Genomic DNA, 18,481 nt, shown 5'->3' with positions numbered 1-18,481 from the left:
TTACAGCGGCAGGACGGTGGTCGACTTGATCTCTTCCATGCTCAGAAGCGCCGTGACGTTGTAGATCTTCACCTCGGAAATCAGCGCCTGATAGAACTGGTCATAGGCGCGGGCGTTTTTTACCCGGACTTTCAGGATATAGTCGATGTCGCCCGCCAGCCGGTGCGCCTCCAGCACTTCGGGGCGCTCGCGCAGGGTTTTCAGGAATTTGCGCTGCCATTCGGCCTCATGCTCTGATGTGCGGATCAGCACGAAGAAACACGCCTCCAGCCCAAGCGCCTCGGCATCCAGAATGGCGGTCTGGCGGGTGATCACGCCCTGTTCGCGCATCCGGCGGATGCGGTTCCAGACCGGGGTCTTTGACGACCCCACCTTGCGGGCGATTTCATCCAGCGACTGGCTGGCATCCAGCTGCAATTCGCCAAGGATTTTCCGGTCCAGTTCGTCCAGTTGGGCCGCCATTCACCATTTCCCCCGTTTTGCGGAACCCCTGCCCCGCTTTGCCGCAGTATCGGAACAGGTTTCCTTATCTGCAAGAGGGCATGGCCTTGAGCAGGGAAAATATCCTATATTGAGCGGTGACAACCCACAGGATTCCGCCATGACCCCGTTGCACCAGCCCTTGCTGCCCGCTGTCACCTTTGCCGGTGCTGGTCCGGGTGCGGCAGAGCATCTGACACTGGGGGCCTTGCGGGCGCTGCAAGAGGCCGAGGTGGTGATCCATGACCGGCTGGTCGGCGACGAGGTTCTGGCGCTGATCCCGCCGCATGTGACCCGGATTGATGTCGGCAAGCACGGCTTTGGTCCCTCGACCCCGCAAGCCACCATCAACGCCACGCTGGTCGCGCAGGCGATGACCGGCGCGCGGGTGGTGCGGCTCAAGGGCGGCGATTGCGGGATTTTCGGGCGCCTGGACGAAGAGATGGACGCGCTGAGTGCGGCGGGCCTTGCGTTCCGCATCCTGCCCGGCCTGACCTCGGCCAGCGTGGCTGCCGCCACCATCGGTCAAAGCCTGACCCGGCGCGGGCGCAATGCCAGCCTGCGCATCCTGACCGGGCACGACATGGCGGGCTTTGCCGAACAGGACTGGCGCGGTCTGGCCCGTGCGGGTGAGGTTGCGGCGATCTATATGGGCAAGAAATCCGCCCGCTTCATCCAAGGCAGGCTGATGATGCACGGCACCGCGCCCGGCACCGCCATCAGCATCGTCGAAAACGTCAGCCGCCCCGATCAGCGCATCATCGGCACCACATTGGCCCAACTGCCCGAGGCCATTGCCGACTGCGACGGGCCTGCCGTCATCCTTTTCGGTCTCGCCCCGCGTGAGGCCGGTCATTCCCTTGCCCAGCTGAAAGAAGCCAAAGCATGAGCCGCCGTTTCACGCCCAAAGTCGTCACCGCCAACCGCCTGCGCGAAGGCGATGTGGTCTACCTTACCGCCGATGACCAATGGTCGCTATTTCACCATGAGGCGGAGCTGATCGACGATGAGGCGCATGCGCAACTGCGCCTGCTGCATGCATCGAGCCAGAAGTTGCTGATCGTCGGCCCCTATCTGGCCGATGCGAAGTCAGGCCCGAACGGGCCGGAGCCGGTGCATTTCCGTGAGGCGTTCCGTACCCGTGGCCCGTCAAACTATGACCACGGCAAGCAAGCCGATTTCCCTGCAGATCTGGGGGTTTGAGATGTATTCCTATTCCGATTTCGACGAATCCTTCGTCCGCGCCCGCGTCGCGCAATTCACCCAACAGGTCGAACGCCGGCTCGATGGCTCGCTGACCGAAGAAGAGTTCCGCCCGCTGCGCCTGATGAACGGCCTCTATCTGCAACTCCACGCCTATATGCTGCGGGTGGCGATCCCTTACGGCACCATCAGCCCGCATCAGATGCGCCAGCTGGCCTATATTGCCGACACATATGACAAGGGCTACGGCCACTTTACCACCCGGCAGAACATCCAGTTCAACTGGCCCAAACTGCCCGACGTGCCCGCGATCCTGTCGGCTTTGGCTGATGTAGAGATGCACGCGATCCAGACCTCGGGCAACTGCGTGCGCAACGTGACCGCTGACCATTTCGCCGGGGCGGCTGCGGATGAGATCGAAGATCCCCGCCCCTATGCCGAATTGCTGCGGCAATGGTCCACCGACCATCCGGAGTTCCAGTTCCTGCCGCGCAAGTTCAAGATCGCCATCACCGGCGCGCCGAATGACCGCGCCGTGACCCGCGCGCATGACATCGGGTTGCGGATGGTGAAGAACGCTGCAGGTGAGTCCGGCTTCGAGGTGATGGTCGGCGGAGGTCTGGGCCGCACGCCGATGATTGCGCACACCGTGCGGGAGTTCCTGCCCGTGGCCGATCTGCTGCCGTATGTCGAGGCGGTGCTGTCGGTCTACAACACGCTGGGACGGCGCGACAACAAGTACAAGGCCCGCATCAAGATCACCGTGCATGAGACCGGGCGCGAAGAGATCACCCGCATGATCGAAGAGCGGTTTGCCGAGCTGCGCCCGCTGTTCGGCGGCCATGATCAGGAGCTGCTGGACGACATCCGCGCCGCATTTGCGCCGCCCGCCTTCCGCAATGCGCCGGTTGATGCCTATGATCAGTTCTACAAGGCCGATCCGGTGTTCCGGTCCTGGGCTGACACCAACCTGGCCGCGCATCGCAACGACCAATATGCCATCGTCACCATCAGCGTCAAAGCCCATGGCCAGACCCCCGGCGATGCGTCATCCGATCAGATGCGCGCCATGGCCGATCTGGCCGAGCGCTATGGCCATGGCGATCTGCGCATCAGCCATGAGCAGAACGTGATCCTGCCGCATGTGCATAAATCAGACCTGCCTGCCGTGCATGCCGCTTTGGCGCAGGTCGGGCTGGCCACCGCCAATGTCGGGTTGATTTCGGACATCATCGCCTGCCCCGGCATGGATTACTGCGCCCTCGCCACCGCCCGCTCGATTCCCATCGCCACCCAGATCGCCGAGCGCTTCAAGGCGCTGGATCTGGAGCATGAGGTCGGGCCGCTGAAGATCAAGATCTCGGGCTGCATCAACGCCTGCGGCCACCACCATGTCGGCCATATCGGCATTCTGGGGCTGGACCGGGCGGGGGTGGAGAATTACCAGATCACCCTTGGCGGCGACGGGTCGGAAACCGCTGCCATCGGCGACAAGACCGGGCCGGGCTTTGCCTATGACGAGATCGTGCCTGCGGTGGAACGCATCGTGCGCGCCTATCTGACGGTGCGTGCAGCGCCCGAAGAGTCGTTCCTCGAAACCTTCCGCCGTCTGGGCATGGACCCGTTCAAGGCAGCACTTTACGATCACGAAAGCGCTCAGGATGCCGCGTGATCTGCACACCGGCCCGGTGGCGGAACGGGTGCAGGCGCTGAACGCGCGCTACAAGCACCATTCCGCAACCGCCGTGCTGGAACACTCTCTGCGCGATGCGGATCTGGGCCGCGTGGCACTGGTGTCGTCCTTTGGGGCGGAATCGGTGGTGCTGCTGCATCTGGTCTCGGTGATCGCCCCGGAAACTCCGGTTTTGTTCATCGACACCCGGATGCTGTTTGCCGAGACGCTGGAATATCAGCGCGAGCTGGCGGAAAAGCTGCACCTGTGCGACGTGCGCACCATCCGCGCCAATCCGGTGCGGGTGAACTTTGAAGACCCCGACGGCACGCTGCACCAGTTCAACACCGACGCCTGCTGCGCGGTGCGCAAGGTGGAGCCGCTGGAACGGGCGCTGTCAAAATTCGATGGCTGGATCACCGGGCGCAAGCGCTATCAGGCCGACACCCGCACCACGGTCGATTTCTTTGAAGCCGAAGGCGACACCCGCATCAAGGTCAACCCCCTCGCGCATTGGGGCCGCGAAGATCTTGAGGAATACATCGTCAACAACCGCCTGCCACGGCATCCGCTGGTGGCAAAGGGCTATCCCTCCATCGGCTGCGCGCCCTGCACCAGCCCGGTGAAACCGGGTGAAGACCCGCGCGCAGGCCGTTGGCGCGGAACCGAAAAAACCGAATGCGGCATCCATTTCATTGATGGCAAGCCGGTTCGCATCACAAAGGACACCGCCGCATGAGCGTGATCGTCACCGATACGGGCTTTGCGCCCGCCGCACCCGTCAGCAGCGTCACGCTGGACCAGATCGCCGCCCATCAGGGCGCGCTGGACCTGACCCACACCGATGATCCGGTGGCGGTCGGGCCCTGGCTGTCTGCGCTGTCGCTGATCCGCATCTCCTTCCCCGCCTTCAGCGATGGCCGCGCCTTTACCGTTGCCCGCCGGTTGCGGATGCTGGGCTACACCGGCGAGATGCGCGCCACCGGCCCGGTGATCGCCGACCAATACGCGATGGCCCGGCGTGTCGGCTTTGACTCGGTGGAAATCCCCGACGATCTGGCCGCGCGCCAGCCCGCCGAGCAATGGGTGTTCCGCGCCGACTGGCAGGCCCACAACTATCAGGCCCGCCTGCGCGCCTGAACCTGCCCTGAGACACCCCGCCGCTTTCCTCTGATCCGGATCATAGCTAAAAGGAAGATGCCGGTGTATCGCCGGACACAACTCTCATGACCGAAGTGACCCTGATGACCGATGCAAGCCCCGCCGCCGCCCCCGTCAAACCGCATCTGCCCGACGCGGCCAAGGTGACTTCGGTGACCCATTGGACCGACCGGCTGTTTTCCTTCCGCGTCGAGCGTCCGCGCACCCTGCGCTTCCGCTCGGGTGAGTTCGTGATGATCGGCCTCTTGGGTGACACCGGCAAACCCCTGTTGCGCGCCTATTCCATCGCCTCCCCCGCCTGGGACGAAGAGCTGGAGTTCTATTCGATCAAGGTGCCCGATGGCCCGCTGACCAGCCGCTTGCAGCACATCAAGGTCGGCGACGAGATTATCCTGCGCCCCAAACCGGTCGGCACGCTGGTGCATGACGCGCTGTTGCCCGGCAAGCGGCTGTGGTTTCTGGCCACCGGCACCGGCATCGCACCGTTTGCCAGCCTGATGCGCGAACCGGACACCTATGAGAAATACGACCAGATCATCATGATGCACACCTGCCGCGAAGTGGCAGAGCTGGAGTATGGCCGCCAGCTGGTCGACAGCCTGAAAGACGATCCGCTGATCGGCGAGATGGTGGGCGACAAGCTGTTGTATTACCCCACCACCACCCGCGAACCCTTTGCGCGCATGGGCCGGGTCACCGACAACCTGTCGTCGGGCAAGGTGTTTGCCGACCTCGGCCTGCCGCCGATGGACCGCGCCACCGACCGCGCCATGGTCTGCGGCAGCCTCGCGTTCAACGTCGATGTCAAAGCCATTCTCGAGAGCTTTGGCCTGCGCGAAGGCGCCAATTCCGACCCGCAGGAATATGTGGTGGAAAAGGCCTTTGTCGGCGACGGCATCTGAGCCTGTCACCAATGCTGCAATGAAAAAGGCCGCGCAACCTGCGCGGCCTTTTTCGTTTCCGTCGGTTCGTATCAGAGGCCGAGGGCGGCTTTGACCTGTGTGATCACACCCTGCAGCAGCGCCGGGTTCGACGCCGCCGCATCCACGGCCGATTTCAGCGTGGTCTTGGTGGTAGCATCCAGCGACGAGCCATCAATCAGACCCTTCACCGCATCAGCGTTGAAGTTGTCCGGGTCAAGCGCGGCAGCGCCTGCGGTGGCGGCACTGGTCGCCGCCTCATCAGCCGCATCGGCGGCGCCTTCGGCAGCTTCAGACGCCGCATTCGCAGCAGCAGCGGCCCCGTCAGTGGCTGCGTCTGATGCACCCTCGACAGCCTGAGCCGCAGCAGCAGCAGCGCCTTGGGCGGCCTCGGCGGCGGCGGCAGCAGCCGCTTCGGCGGCAGCGGCGGCTTCTTCAACCGCTTGGGTGGCTGCGGCGGCTTCGGCTTCGGCGGCGGCGGTGGCAGCCTCGGCCTCGGCGGCGGCCTCGGCTTCTGCAGCGGCCAGAGCGGTGGCGGCCTCTTCGGCGGCGGCGGCAGCGGCGGCTTCGGCCTCTACTGCGGCAGCGGCGGCAGCGTCCTCAGCGGCGCGCGCTTCGGCCGCGGCGGTCGCGGCAGCCTGTTCGGCGGCCTGTTGTGCCGGCAGGTAGCTGAACTGATAATATCCGCCTGCCGCCAGCAAGATAACCACCGCGCCGATGATTACGCTTTTGTTGAATCCAGCCTTCTTCTCTGCTTCAACCTTGTTGATGTCATTGTTATTCATATTCCGTACTCCCATCCCCGGGTGTCCCGCCCGGTTGTGCGGTTCATATGGCATTTGACACCCCCGTTGAAAAGCCACTTGCCGCAATGCGGCATCGATTCCCCCCTGTCTTTGGGCGATTGGACCGAATTTCCATGCGTTTCCGGGGCAGTTCGGCAATGAATCGCATTGAACCCAAAGCAAGGGAAGACTATCTTGCCTGCGCTTGAGCAAACCACAAAAGGACGCACACCATAGCCCGCAGACCCCATAACGCCCCGCCACAACGTGACACCGGCCCGCGTATCAATGATCGGATCCGCAGCCCGGAAATCCGCCTGATCGGTGCGGATGGCGAAAACGTCGGCGTCGTGACGCCCGCCCGCGCCATGGCCATGGCGGAAGAGGCTGGCCTCGATCTGGTCGAAATCAGCCCCAATGCCGAGCCGCCGGTCTGCAAGATCATGGATTTCGGCAAGTTCAAGTATGAGACGCAAAAGCGCGAAGCCGAAGCGCGCAAGAAACAGCACATCATCGAGATCAAGGAAATCAAGTTCCGTCCCGGCACCGACACGCATGACTATGATGTCAAGATGCGCTCGGTGCTGAAATTCCTGAGCGAGGGTGACAAGGTCAAGGTGACCCTGCGCTTTCGGGGCCGCGAGATGGCCCACCAGGATCTCGGGCTGGAACTGTTGAACCGCGTCGCCGCCGATGTCGCCGAGGCCGAGGCGGGCAAGGTCGAATCCTTCCCCCGGCTCGAAGGCCGGCAGATGGTCATGATGATCGGTCCGAAGTAAGGCCTCGAATTTTCGCAGAAAATTCGTATCGGAACGCGGGGGCCAAGGCCCCCGTTTTCATGTCCGCGCGCGGGCCTCACGCGGGTGCGGGCGGATCGGGATCTCCTTCAACAGTCCCCCCACCCCCATCGCCGCAACATCGGCGTCCGTCAGCACCAGCCCGCAGGCCAGCCGTTCCAGCACCCAGTCGGCCCCGTTCAGCGCCGGGCTGCGCGCGCATCCCGGCAGGCCGATCACCGGGCGCAGGCCCAGCGTTCCGTGAAACAGCAGATTGCCCGGATCCACCGGCATGCCGAACCGCGCGACACGCCCACCCGCACGGCGCAGCCCTTGCGGGGCGGTATCAAACAGGTCTGACGTGGCCGATCCGGTCAGGATCAGCACCATAACACCTGTGCTCGCGGCAAGTGCTGCGGCAATCGCCGCCTCGTCATGCGGCACCGTCACAGACTCCGCCAGACGCATTCCCAGCGCTTGCAGCCGCGCTTCTACCGCCGCGCGCCCTTTGCTGGCCAGCTTGTCCGGCAGTCCCGGCACCTCGGTCAGGATCAGGCTGGCATCGGGCAAGACCACCGGGCGCACCCGGATTGCCGCCCGCGCCAGATCGCAGGCCCGCGCCAGATCGGCGCCCGAAACGGCATAGCTGATGATCTTGACGGTCCCCGCCAGCGTTCCCGGCTCCACCCGCGTAAAGGGCGCCAGTGTCGCCAGCGTGATCGACGGATCAACCGCATTCAGCGCATGGATCGCTGCGACATCCAGCTCCACCACGCCCGGCCCTGCCGCGTTCAGATTGACCCGTCCGGTAAAGGCGGCGGTCAGTGTCAGGCCTGCGGCCACCGGGTCCGGCACCAGCGCCTGCGCCAGCCGGGTCGCGGCGCTGTTCTCATCGACATCGCCGGGTTCCAGCCGTGCCACCATCACCCGCGCGACACCTGCCGCCCGCAGCTGCGCCAGATCAACCGCGCCCAGCACCACGCCCTTGCGCAGCCGTCCGCCGCCTTCCATCACCGAATGCGCCAACACCCCGCCCTCCGCCTGATCCAGCGCCACTTCGGCAAAGATCATGCGCCCCTCCGCAGGGTCAGGGTGATCTGCGCCAGCACCGACACCGCGATTTCCGCCGGGGTCTTGGCGCCGATATCCAGCCCCACCGGCGCATGGATGCGCGCGATGGCAGCCTCCGTCACCCCCGCCGCCCGCAACCGCTCCAGCCGCTTGGCATGGGTGCGGGTGGAGCCGAGGCAGCCGAGGTAAAAGCACGGGCTGTCCAGCGCGGCCAGAATGGCGGGGTCGTCCAGCTTGGCATCATGGGTCAGCGTCACAACCGCTGTCCGCGCATCGGGGGCAAGCGCTGTCATCGCCTCATCGGGCCAATCCTCCACGATCTGTTCGCCCGGAAACCGCGCGGCGCTGCCAAAGGCCGCGCGCGGGTCGATCAGGGTGGGCGCATAGCCGCAGGCCCGCGCCATGATCAGGAGGGGCTGGGCAATATGCACCGCCCCCACCACGATCAGCCGCAGGGGCGGATTCTGCACCGCGATAAAGCGCCCGTCCTCCTCCATCCCGGATTTGTCTGACCGCAACCGGGCATCCACCGCAGCCTCCTGCCCCGGTTCCACCAGCCTGCGCGACCAGCTCTCCAGCGCAACAACATAGCCCCGCGCCAGACGCTCTGCGCGCGCCGCCACCAGCGCCTCCAAAAGCTCCGGCGGCAGGCGGTCGCCGCCGTCGCCTACCGGCTCCACCAGAACCCGGATCGTGCCGCCACAGGCCAGCCCGACCGCAAAGGCGCTGTCATCGCTGACACCAAAGGTCAGCAGACGCGGCACGCCATCCGCCATCGCCTCCAGCGCCTCGGTCACCACCGCGCCCTCGACGCAGCCGCCAGAGACCGAGCCCATGATATCGCCCGCGCCCGAGATCGCCAGCTGACTGCCCGCCTGTCGCGGGGCAGAACCCCAGGTCTCGACCACGGTGGCAAGCGCCGCTCCGCGCCCGGCGCGATGCCAGTCCAGCGCAATCTCGGGAATACGGTCGTGGTCAAGGGCGGTCATGGTCATCCTCACTCCGCAGGCAGGCGGGCTTTGCCCGAGTATGGGCCAGAGGTTTGCGCTGTGCCACTGCCAAAAGGTGGCATGCGCCGCAGGGCCGGGAGCGGACACACCACAGTGGCTCAGTAAAACGCCGCGGGCACAAAGCCCGCGGCGCTCAATCGGTTTGTCCTATCCAGCGCGCCTTTAACGCAGCGCGGCCGTCCGCATCAGCGGCGTGATCACCCGTACCACCGCGCGGCGGTTGCGCCGCTCGTCTGCCTGCGTATCAACCCGCAGTTCCGACTCGCCATAGCCCTGCACCACCATGTTTTCCGGCGGGATGCCGTAATATTCGGTCAGTGCCAGAGCCACCGATTCCGCGCGACGGTCCGACAGGGTAAGGTTGTAAGACCCGGCCCCCACGGCATCGGTGTGCCCTTCGATCAGGAACACCTCACCGGGATTGTCCAGCAGGATGTCGTCAATGATCCGGCCAATCGAGGCCAGCTTGCGCGCCTCGGTCGGGCGGATGACCGCCGAGCCGGAGTCAAAGGTGATGTTATCGACATCAATCGTCGCCGCCAGATCCCGCACCTGCGGAATCTCGCGGATCTGGCGCAGGCTGAAGGTCCGGCCCAGGGCGCGGGCCTCTTCGCGGGCAAGGGCTGCCTTCATCGCCGCGTTGCTGTCATTGGTCGAGATCGTCACCCGGTCCGGGCGCGGACGCGGCAGGGTCGACACGTCGATCTGCTCTTCGCGCTCCAGATCGTCGATCAGCACCACCTCATTGCCCCGGTCATCATAGGTGGCCCGGCGCAGAACCCGGCCTGATGCATCGCGGATCGTCACAACCTGCACCCCATCTTCACGGTCAACGGTGGAACGCGTCGAGCCATCGTTGAAGGTTTCAGTCCGCACGGTGGCACCCGGACGGCGCAGCAGCGTGTCGTCATCCTTGTAGACCTGGAAATTGCCCTGCGGATCACGCACCACCACGCGGTCGCCGGTGTTTTCCACCACTTCGCGCCCGTCGCTCAGCACTTTACCGACCACCAGCGCGCCAAGCGCCAGCAGACCGACCTTTTCCAGATTGGACAGGCCGGATTTCTTGTTCTCACCCACCGCTGTCGGGGCGGCGGTGAATTCTTCGGCAGAAGACCGGGTGGTGTCTTCGGTCACGGTTGTGACCGTCACGTTTTCCGGTTCCGGCGCAGCAGCAGGAGCGGCCCCGTCGCCAGCTTGCTGACCCAGAGCGGAAATCGCCGCTGCAAGGTTGTTCACAGGTGCCCCCGGCTCTCCGCTGCCATCCGGAGCCGTCAGAAGCTGGAACAGCGACTCGTTTTCCGCTTCGGTCACAACCGGCGCGTCGACCGGAGCGGGTGCAGGTTCGGGGGCAGCTTCCGCGACAGGTGCTGGCGCGGCTGGTGCGGCCTCGGCGGGCGCAGGTGCTGCGTCCGGCGCGGTTTCTGCTGTCGCCTCCGGTGCCGCAGGCTCTGCCGGAGCCTCGGGTGCGACCGCTTCCGCCTCGGCCGCAGCGGCTTCCGCCTCTGCCGCTGCGGCTTGCTCGGCGGCCAGGCGCTCTGCCTCCGCCGCCTGCTCTGCCGCAGACTGCTCTGCCGTTGCGGCCTCATCTGCGGCGGTTTGCTCTGCCGCAGCGGCTTCCGCCTCGGCTGCGGCTTGTGCCGCCTGTGCAGCCTCGGCCTCTGCCGCTGCGGCCTGTTCTGCCGCCAGTGCAGCTTCTGCCGCTGCGGCTTCGGCTACGGCCGCCTGTTCAGCCGCTGCTGCATCTTCGGCCGCGCGGGCCGCCTCTGCAGCGGCGGCTTCTTCAGCCGCTACCGCCGCAGCTGCCGCCGCCTCATCATTGGCCACATCCGCCACATCGGCTGCGACCGCAGCCTCCGCCCCGGCGCGCGCGGCATCCAGCGCCGCTGCCGCTTCGGCTTTCAGCTGTTCTGCATTCCCTGCCAGAAACTGTATAGCAATCTGGTCCATGTTGCAGACCTGACCGGCCGGCACCGAACACAGCACCGATCCGTCCTGCGTCAGAATGGAGCCATCTTCGGCAACGGTCAGCTCGTCCCCAAAGCCCTGCGCCATCAGCGGCCAGGGCGTGATCGGGGTCAGGGCAAGTGACAGAACCGTGGTGGTCGAGAGCAATCGTTTCATGGTCTTCCTTTCGCGTGGATCCAGCCCGTATCGCACCCGCGACTCGGACCGCCGTTAAGCGTGGACGGACCCTAGGGCGCAGGGCTTTGCTATGCGATAACAAGCCCCGGAACAGCCGGGAACCACACCAACTTACGCCCGCTAACGCGCAAGCCTGCGGTCAGGTTCCCGACATCATGCGCAACAGCCGTTGTTTCTCACCGCCGTCGCCGGGATCCGAGATCACCGCGCCCAAGGCCTCCAGCGAGGCCACCGAATGCCCGGCGCGAAACGCATCACAATGCGGCAGCATCGCGCGGATACCTTGCGCCTTTGGCGCAAAACCATCCCACCGCAGCAGCGGGTTCAGCCAGATCAGCCGGCGACAGGACAGATGCAGCCGCTCCATCTGGCGCGCAAGCTGGCCGGTATCGTCGCGGTCCAGCCCGTCGGTGATCAGCAGGACCACCGCCCCCTGCCCCAATACCCGCCGCGACCAGTCGCGGTTGAAATCCGCAAGGCAGGCCCCGATCCGCGTGCCGCCCGACCAGTCCTGTGCCTCGGCCCCGGCGGCCCGCAACGCGGCATCGACATCACGGGTCTTCAGATGCCGGGTGATGTTGGTCAGCCGTGTGCCAAAAGTAAAGCCATGCACCTGCGCCCAGCCCTGCCCCTGCCGGTTCGCCACCGCATGCACAAAATGCAGCACCAGCCGAGAATACTGGCTCATCGAGCCAGAGATATCGCACAACACCACCAGATTGGGCCAACGCAGGCGTGGGGCTTTTAATGCCAGCCGGGTAATCTCGCCGCCCTGCCGCAGGCTGGCGCGCAGGGTGCGGCGCAGATCGACCTGCGTGCCTGAATGCGCCGCGCGATAGCGCCGGGTGATCAGCGGTTTGACCGGCAGCGACAGCCGCGCCAGCATCCGCTTGGCCTCGGCCACCTCATCCACCGACATCTGCTCGAAATCCAGCGTCTTCAGCCGCTCCTCATGGCTCATGGTGGCGGATGCGTCGATGTCGATTTCGGCGTCCTCCTCCGGGGCGTCGTCCCGCTCCGGCAGATCCCGCTCCACCCCGTCGAGCAGCGCCTCTGCCGCCCGCTTTTCCGCCGCCGCCGCCGCCCGGTCCTCCTGCAGCCCCTGAACCTGCGGCAACAGCAGGCTCATCATGTGATCCAGATACTTAGGATCGCGCCAGAACAGCCGGAACACCTGCTCAAAAACCACCCGCTCTTCGGGACGGCTGACAAAACAGGCGTGCAGGGTCCAGTAGAAATCCACCCGCTCGGAAAACCCCGCCACCTCCACCGCGCGGATCGCATCGAGCACCCGCCCCGGCCCGACCGGCAGCCCTGCCTTGCGCAGTGCGCGGGCGAAATGGGCGATGTTCTGCGCCAGCTTGCCGTCATCAGGAATGTCAAGCGGAGCGTAGGTTGCCATCGTTGCACCGGGGGGTTTCACACCCCCCGGCCCCCCCGTGGGATATTTTTACCAAGATAAAGGAACAGGGAAGAGTGCCGCAGGATCATGCCGGGATCAGTTCCTGGCGGACCTGCTCCAGCAGCCTTCTGGCCTCCGCACCGCTGATCTTCTGGATGTCATCCTGATATTTCAGGATTGCCCCCAGCGTATCGGCGATCACCTCGGGCGACAGCGCGATCACATCCAGCGCCAGCAGGCACTTGGCCCAGTCAATGGTTTCCGCCACCCCCGGTTTCTTGAACAGATCCTCACGCCGCAGGCGCTGAACAAAACCGACAATCTCGCGGCTCAGCACCTCTTGCGCCTCCGGCGCGCGGGCATGCAGGATCTCCATCTCGCGCGCGAAGCCGGGGTAATCCACCCAATGATACAGACAGCGCCGCTTGAGCGCGTCATGCACCTCACGCGTGCGGTTCGAGGTCAGGATCACGATCGGAGGCTCGGGCGCGCGGATGGTGCCCAGTTCGGGGATCGTCACCTGCGCCTCAGACAAAGCCTCCAGCAAAAACGCCTCAAACGGGGCATCGGTGCGGTCGATCTCGTCGATGAGCAAGACCGGCGCGCCGCCCGGCTGCGGCCGCATCGCGGCCAGCAGCGGGCGTTCGATCAGGAACTCTTCGGTAAACAGATCCGCCTTGGCGGTGCCACCCCCTGTCGCCTCTGCCGCCCGGATCGCCACCATCTGCGCGGCAAAGTTCCATTCCGCCACCGCCGAGGCGGCATCCAACCCCTCATAGCATTGCAGCCGGATCAGCCGCCGCCCCAGTGCTGTGGCAAGGGTCTTGGCGATCTCGGTCTTGCCGACCCCGGCTTCACCTTCCAGAAACAGCGGGCGGCCCAGCTTCAGCGACAGGAACACCACCGTCGCCAGCGCCCGGCTGGCGACGTAGCCCTGCCCTGCCAACAGGATTTCGGTCGCGTCTATCGTGGCCGGAACAGCACTCACCCAGCATCCTCCCCTGAACCCGGCCATGCTGGTCACAAGCCGCGGCAGGGTCAAGCCGACATGCGCGCAGCTACGACCAAGGCACTAGACCGCCCTCTTTGCATTGCTGCTTGCCAAATACTCCCGCCGGAGGCTCCTCCGCCCCAGCCGGGTGCAGGGCTTACAGGCTCAACATCCCCTGCCGGATATACCTGTTGTCCCCCCGCGTCAGCACCCAGCGGCCCAGCTTGCGCGCAAGGCCGGGCCGCCCCCGGTCCAGCGCGCGCTTGAACAGCTCGCGCTGATAGCGCGGAAAGGTCTTGCGGGCGCGCAAGGTGCGATAGAACTCGGCCTCGGTCAGCGTGCCGTTCAGTGCGGCCAGCGTGATCGGGGCCAGAATGCCCATCTGTTGCAGGCTCGACCCCAGCCGGTGACCCAACAGCGGGGTGCGCAGTTTGACAACATTCGCACCGGTGAAACGGTCGGCGTGGCCGGTATCCAGCGGCTCATAGGGATCATAGAGCAGAAACACCCGCCCCGCCGCCCGGCTGACCTGCGCCGCATCGCCGTAGGCGCCCAAATAATCCCGCCCCCAGGCGGTGTGATAGCGGGTTTCCCAAGGCACCAGCGCCTTGTCCAGCGTCGATTGCGGCGAGATCGCCACCACATCCGCCCCCGGACAGGCCGCGACAAACGCACAGGCGGCATAGCCGCCCATCGAGGCGCCGTAAAACACCACCCGTTTGAATTGCTTGAAAAAACCCGAGTCGCGCAGGTCATCAAACTGCTGCCAGACCCAGGGGTCGCGATACCAGGTCCAGCCGTTCGCCATCACCCCCAGCATCGACCAGCCCTGCTTTTCGATGAAGGAAAATCCCCAGGGGCGGCGATCTTCGCGTTTGCCCATCGCGATGTCGAGGTTGTCAAAGGTCACGACCAGCGTGTCGGAGCGTTTGATGAACAGGAAAGAATGTTCCGGGCCGTCGCGGAAGAAGCCTTCCTGCCCGGCGAGGGTGGTCGCTATATCGGCCCAACTGCCCTCTTCCAATGGCTTGGGAGCCTCTTGCACAACCGCCTGCGGTCCGGCGCGGAACAGCGCGCGGGTGATGGTCACGCCATCGGCGTCGCGCGTCGTCACCGTCTCGCAGCTGCCATAGGCATTGAGCAGCGGATAGGCCCCCGAGCCTTTGCGGATGTCGGTCAGCATCTGGGTCTGTGCATGAAGTGATGCTTTAAGAACCACCTCCAGATGCTTGACTTTATTGATATCTCCAAAGCCTGACAGATTGGCGATCACATCCACGGGTCGCAAAGCTCCGGCATGGGAAATGCGGGCGATCTTTGCCTCTGGCACGCCATGCGCGGTCAGAAACGCGGTGTAGGGCGCGACCCAGGGGGATGGTGTCTCGGGCCAGTTGCCCTTGTGATCCAGGTCGATCAGGTGAATGTCGCAATCCCACTTGCTCCACGCCGCGAGCGCGAGGGATTGCGCATTGCCGCCCAGATCGGCGAATGTTTCCGCATCGGCAAGGTCCAGACGGTCCACCAGACCGGCATCAAACACATGCTTGCCACGCCCCTTGATCGGCGCGGAATCGGGCTGAATGTCATGCAATCTCAGCAGCTTGTCGAGATAACTTCCCGCAGGCGGCACCCCGTGGTGGCGCAGGCCCAGCTCGCGCTTGTTCGACGCCCACAGATGCAGCGCCGTGGTGTGCGGCGTGATCATGCCCTCGGTCACCGCTGCGGGGCGCAGCAATTTCAGCCGGTCGGGAAAGGTCACCGGATAAAAAGCGTCCAGCGGCTGCACCTGATCTGCCAGCCCGAGTGCATGGGTGAAATGGGTGACCATCATCGGCCCCCAGACCCCCCAGGGCTGCTGGCTGACATGCACCGGAGCGCCCGCTGCGGCTGCCGCGCGATACTGATCCTGCAGCCTGCCCTTTACAAAGGGCGGAATGCCGTGAACATCCGAGGTATAGTCTAGCATCGCCCGCAACAGCGGCCCATCCGCTGGCAGGCCCAGCACCGCGTTGTTCACGCGCGCGCCACCCGGCAGCTCAAACCCCAGGACGTGATCGGTGTCATACCCCATCGGGCGCAGGCAATAGACATCGGTATCGACCCAGATCATGCCGGGATTGCGCGCGATCATGTGCAGGCGGAACAGATCGGCAAACAGCGCGAAGCTGTCTTTTTTCTCATATTTCAGGAAGTTATCGGTATCCAGAACCTCGCGCCCGTCGCGGCGGATCACGCCTTCGGGCACGTTGGGGATCGGTTCATAAGAAAACAGGGTGATCTGCTGGCCCCGGTCGACAAAGGACTTCAGGCACAGCTGCTCCATCCATGACAGGCTGCCGCCGATCCACAGCGTGCCGACTTCCCTGACCCTGCCCATGCCTGCAACCAACCTTCAACCGACCGCTCATTGCGGGCCATAAAGAAGCAGTCTGGCGAAATTACGGCGCTTTGCCAAGGGAATGGCGCAGATCTGGCCGTCATATCTTTGCCGTGATCCTGCCGTCATGCTATGGCATCGGCCAAGGGCGGCAACAGACCGCAGCGGGACAAGGTGACAGGGCATGGCAGGCCGGCCAAAGGGATCAGGGGCAATCGTCCTCCATCGCAGCCTTTCGGCGCGCGAGCTGGGCCATGATGGTCTGACACGGCTGCTGGATTGCGTGCAACTGCCCGATGGCCGGGTGTTTTCCACCTTTGGCACCGGCACCCACCCTTCGGCGTTTCTGCCCGATGGCGCACCGGGCTGTGCCACGCCGCTTGATCTGCGCGAGATATCCGGCGGGGCTCTGGTGGTGACCGGGGGCACTGGTCCTTTGGCGCTGACCAGCGGGACCACGCTGGCCATGGCCCCCGTTTCCGCCGAACCCGAGATTTTCGCCGGGCTGAACACCATCTTTGGCTTTCGCATCGACGAAACCCCGGCGCAGGTGGCCGAAGGCCTGATCTATCACGCCCTGCACCACCGGCTGCACGCCGCGCTGATTGTCAGCCGCACGCCGGACGGGGCCGGGTTTGCCAAAGCCCTGGCCAAGGCGCTGGGGCAAACCGCGCTGACCGTTGTGGTGCTCGACAGCCCGCTGCCGTTGGGCAAGCCGGATGAAGGCCCGGTCAACCACCCGTGGTTTGCCCCCGATGCCCCCGGCAAGGACCGGATGGAGCCGCCCGCCCCCGACCCGTGGCGATCGGGTCTGTCGGAACAGATCCTGTTCGAGGCGTTGAAATGGCGGTTCCTGTCGCAGGCGCGCGCCGTGCTGACGCTGGATGTGACCGATATTCTGGCCCCCGATGCCCCCAACGCCTTTGATCTGTGCCTTGCGGCCCGGCATGGCGTGATCCTGCTGGCCGGCCGGCGGATCTACCCTTGGCGGGTGCGACCAAAGGGCGAGCCGCGCTTTGGCGACCACATCTGCCGCCAGTTCGACGCGCGGCGCGGCATCGCACGCTGGGGCGTGGCCCCGGCGGTTGCGGGGCTGGAAAACACCTGGCGCATGGTGCGGGTGGCTTATGCCAAGCCGGACCCGGCAGAGGCGGTGCCGTTTCTGCGCGCCATGTCGATCCGGGTGCCGGGGCGGCAGCCGGGGGAGCTGGCCCCCAAGACCTCGCTGATCGAAGACCCGGCGCTGATCGCAATGTCGGAACAGATTTTCAGGCACAAGCCGGTGCGCCCGCCCAACTCGGCCCCGCGCAGGGCCCCGCAGGCCGCTTCGCTTGGCGGGCGCACAGCGATTGTGACCACGATGAAGAACGAGGGGCCGTTCATTCTGGAATGGATCGCCTATCACCGGGCCATCGGGGTTGATGACTTCCTGATCTACACCAATGACTGCACCGATGGCACCGACACGATGCTGGAGCTGTTGCAGGCGAAGGGGGTGTGCCAGCACCGGGTCAACCCCTGGGTGCCCGGGGGCGATCTGAAGCCGCAGCACGCGGCCCTTCAGGCGGCGGAATCCGAGCCGGTGATGCAGAATTGCGGCTGGGGCATCTGCATGGATGTGGATGAGTTCATCAACATCAAGATTGGCGACGGCACCTTGCGCGCGCTTTATGCCGCCATGGGCGCGGCCAACATGATCAGCCTGACCTGGCGGCTGATCGGCAATTCCGATGTGGCCGAATACCACGACCGGTTTTTGCTGGAGCAGTTCACCGACTGCGCCCCCGAGGTGATCCGCAAGCCGCATCAGGCCTGGGGTTTCAAGACGCTGTTCCGCAACATCGACATCTACAAGAAACTGGGGGTTCACCGGCCAAAAGGGTTGAGGCCCGATCTGTGGGATCAGGTCAGATGGCTGAACGGATCAGGCCGGCCGATGCCCAAAGAGCTGTTCCGCAACGGCTGGCGATCAACGCTGGAAACCTATGGCTATGACTGGGTGCAGTTGAACCATTATGCGGTGCGCTCGGCCGAAAGCTTTCTGGTCAAGCGTGACCGGGGCCGGGTCAATCATGTCGACCGGGATCAGGGGCTGAATTACTGGTTCCGCATGAACCACAACGCCGACCGCGACACCTCGATCCAGCGGATGATCCCGGTACTGCGGGCGGAATACGACCGGCTGCTGGCCGATCCGGAGATCCGGGCCGCCCACGCGCATTCGGTGGCCTGCCACCGGGCAAAGATCACCGAGCTGAGGCAGACGGAAAACTATCAGGCGTTTTATGCCGAACTGACGGGGGCGCGGATGAAAAGGCTGTGCCGGTTGCAGCATCATTTCGGATCGGCGGTGTTCAATGCCGGTCCGGGTGTGATCCCGCCCGATCTGCACGAGCGCGATCTGCCACCTGATTTCTTCTTTACCGTCGAGCATAGCGGCGAAGCGGAGCACTGACCCCACGAATTTTCTGCGAAAATTCTGCTTTTC

16 protein-coding genes are annotated in these 18,481 nt (G+C 64.9%); 8 read left to right on the top strand and 8 right to left on the bottom strand.

What is annotated here, in order from left to right; translation table 11 throughout:
• Positions 1–462 (bottom strand): Lrp/AsnC family transcriptional regulator, encoded by a 462-nt coding sequence (locus J2X53_RS09225; RefSeq protein ID WP_349037195.1) that lies wholly within the window; start codon positions 460–462, stop codon positions 1–3.
• Between the two features lie 139 nt (positions 463–601).
• On the opposite strand from J2X53_RS09225, the gene cobA reads away from it, so the two are divergent.
• The 6 genes from cobA (at position 602) to J2X53_RS09195 (ending at position 5,418) form a co-directional block, all read left to right on the top strand.
• On the top strand, positions 602–1,369 hold the full coding sequence (gene cobA, locus J2X53_RS09220; RefSeq protein WP_349037194.1) for a uroporphyrinogen-III C-methyltransferase: 768 nt from the start codon (positions 602–604) through the stop codon (positions 1,367–1,369).
• A complete protein-coding gene (locus J2X53_RS09215) occupies positions 1,366–1,683 on the top strand; it encodes a DUF2849 domain-containing protein (protein ID WP_349037193.1) in 318 nt (105 codons plus the stop codon). The genes cobA and J2X53_RS09215 overlap by 4 nt, the downstream gene beginning before the upstream one ends.
• A 1-nt stretch (position 1,684) precedes the next feature.
• Positions 1,685–3,355 carry a nitrite/sulfite reductase gene (locus J2X53_RS09210; RefSeq protein ID WP_349037379.1) on the top strand — a complete coding sequence of 557 codons (1,671 nt, stop codon included), beginning with the start codon at positions 1,685–1,687 and terminating at the stop codon, positions 3,353–3,355.
• Entirely contained in the window at positions 3,345–4,094 is a 750-nt protein-coding gene (locus J2X53_RS09205; protein ID WP_349037192.1) for a phosphoadenylyl-sulfate reductase, read from the top strand. The genes J2X53_RS09210 and J2X53_RS09205 overlap by 11 nt, the downstream gene beginning before the upstream one ends.
• Positions 4,091–4,495 carry a DUF934 domain-containing protein gene (locus J2X53_RS09200; protein ID WP_349037191.1) on the top strand — a complete coding sequence of 135 codons (405 nt, stop codon included), beginning with the start codon at positions 4,091–4,093 and terminating at the stop codon, positions 4,493–4,495. Before J2X53_RS09205 ends, J2X53_RS09200 begins: the two co-directional genes overlap by 4 nt.
• Positions 4,496–4,581: 86 nt before the next feature.
• Positions 4,582–5,418, top strand: coding sequence for a ferredoxin--NADP reductase (locus tag J2X53_RS09195; RefSeq protein ID WP_349037190.1), 837 nt, complete (start codon positions 4,582–4,584; stop codon positions 5,416–5,418).
• 71 nt (positions 5,419–5,489) lie between these two features.
• Here the strand turns inward: J2X53_RS09195 and J2X53_RS09190 are convergent, their stop codons facing one another.
• The gene (locus J2X53_RS09190) at positions 5,490–6,221 is read right to left on the bottom strand and encodes a hypothetical protein (RefSeq protein ID WP_349037189.1); all 732 of its coding nucleotides are present in this window, start codon (positions 6,219–6,221) and stop codon (positions 5,490–5,492) included.
• Positions 6,222–6,454: 233 nt separating this feature from the next.
• Here J2X53_RS09190 and infC point away from each other — a divergent pair, with 233 nt between their 5' ends.
• Complete coding sequence (gene infC / locus J2X53_RS09185) at positions 6,455–7,000, top strand: translation initiation factor IF-3 (protein WP_118150984.1); 546 nt, start codon at positions 6,455–6,457, stop codon at positions 6,998–7,000.
• Between the two features lie 57 nt (positions 7,001–7,057).
• Here infC and J2X53_RS09180 read toward each other — a convergent pair whose 3' ends face one another.
• The 6 genes from J2X53_RS09180 to J2X53_RS09155 all read right to left on the bottom strand — a co-directional run bounded on the left by J2X53_RS09180 (position 7,058) and on the right by J2X53_RS09155 (position 15,993).
• A complete protein-coding gene (locus J2X53_RS09180) occupies positions 7,058–8,068 on the bottom strand; it encodes a molybdopterin-binding protein (RefSeq protein WP_349037188.1) in 1,011 nt (336 codons plus the stop codon).
• Complete coding sequence (locus tag J2X53_RS09175) at positions 8,065–9,057, bottom strand: XdhC/CoxI family protein (protein ID WP_349037378.1); 993 nt, start codon at positions 9,055–9,057, stop codon at positions 8,065–8,067. The genes J2X53_RS09180 and J2X53_RS09175 overlap by 4 nt, the downstream gene beginning before the upstream one ends.
• A gap of 183 nt (positions 9,058–9,240) precedes the next feature.
• On the bottom strand, positions 9,241–11,202 hold the full coding sequence (locus tag J2X53_RS09170; protein WP_349037187.1) for an OmpA family protein: 1,962 nt from the start codon (positions 11,200–11,202) through the stop codon (positions 9,241–9,243).
• Positions 11,203–11,362: 160 nt separating this feature from the next.
• A complete protein-coding gene (locus tag J2X53_RS09165) occupies positions 11,363–12,625 on the bottom strand; it encodes a VWA domain-containing protein (protein ID WP_349037186.1) in 1,263 nt (420 codons plus the stop codon).
• Between the two features lie 85 nt (positions 12,626–12,710).
• Entirely contained in the window at positions 12,711–13,613 is a 903-nt protein-coding gene (locus J2X53_RS09160) for a MoxR family ATPase (RefSeq protein WP_349037185.1), read from the bottom strand.
• Between the two features lie 160 nt (positions 13,614–13,773).
• The gene (locus J2X53_RS09155) at positions 13,774–15,993 is read right to left on the bottom strand and encodes a hypothetical protein (RefSeq protein WP_349037184.1); all 2,220 of its coding nucleotides are present in this window, start codon (positions 15,991–15,993) and stop codon (positions 13,774–13,776) included.
• Positions 15,994–16,177: 184 nt separating this feature from the next.
• Between J2X53_RS09155 and J2X53_RS09150 the strand changes: the two genes are divergently transcribed.
• Positions 16,178–18,448, top strand: coding sequence for a glycosyltransferase family 2 protein (locus J2X53_RS09150; protein WP_349037183.1), 2,271 nt, complete (start codon positions 16,178–16,180; stop codon positions 18,446–18,448).
• Positions 18,449–18,481 lie beyond the last annotated feature (33 nt).

It is taken from the genome of Pseudotabrizicola sp. 4114, from assembly GCF_031457365.1.
Lineage (GTDB): Bacteria > Pseudomonadota > Alphaproteobacteria > Rhodobacterales > Rhodobacteraceae > Pseudotabrizicola.
This window is presented reverse-complemented; position numbering and strand designations above follow the sequence as displayed.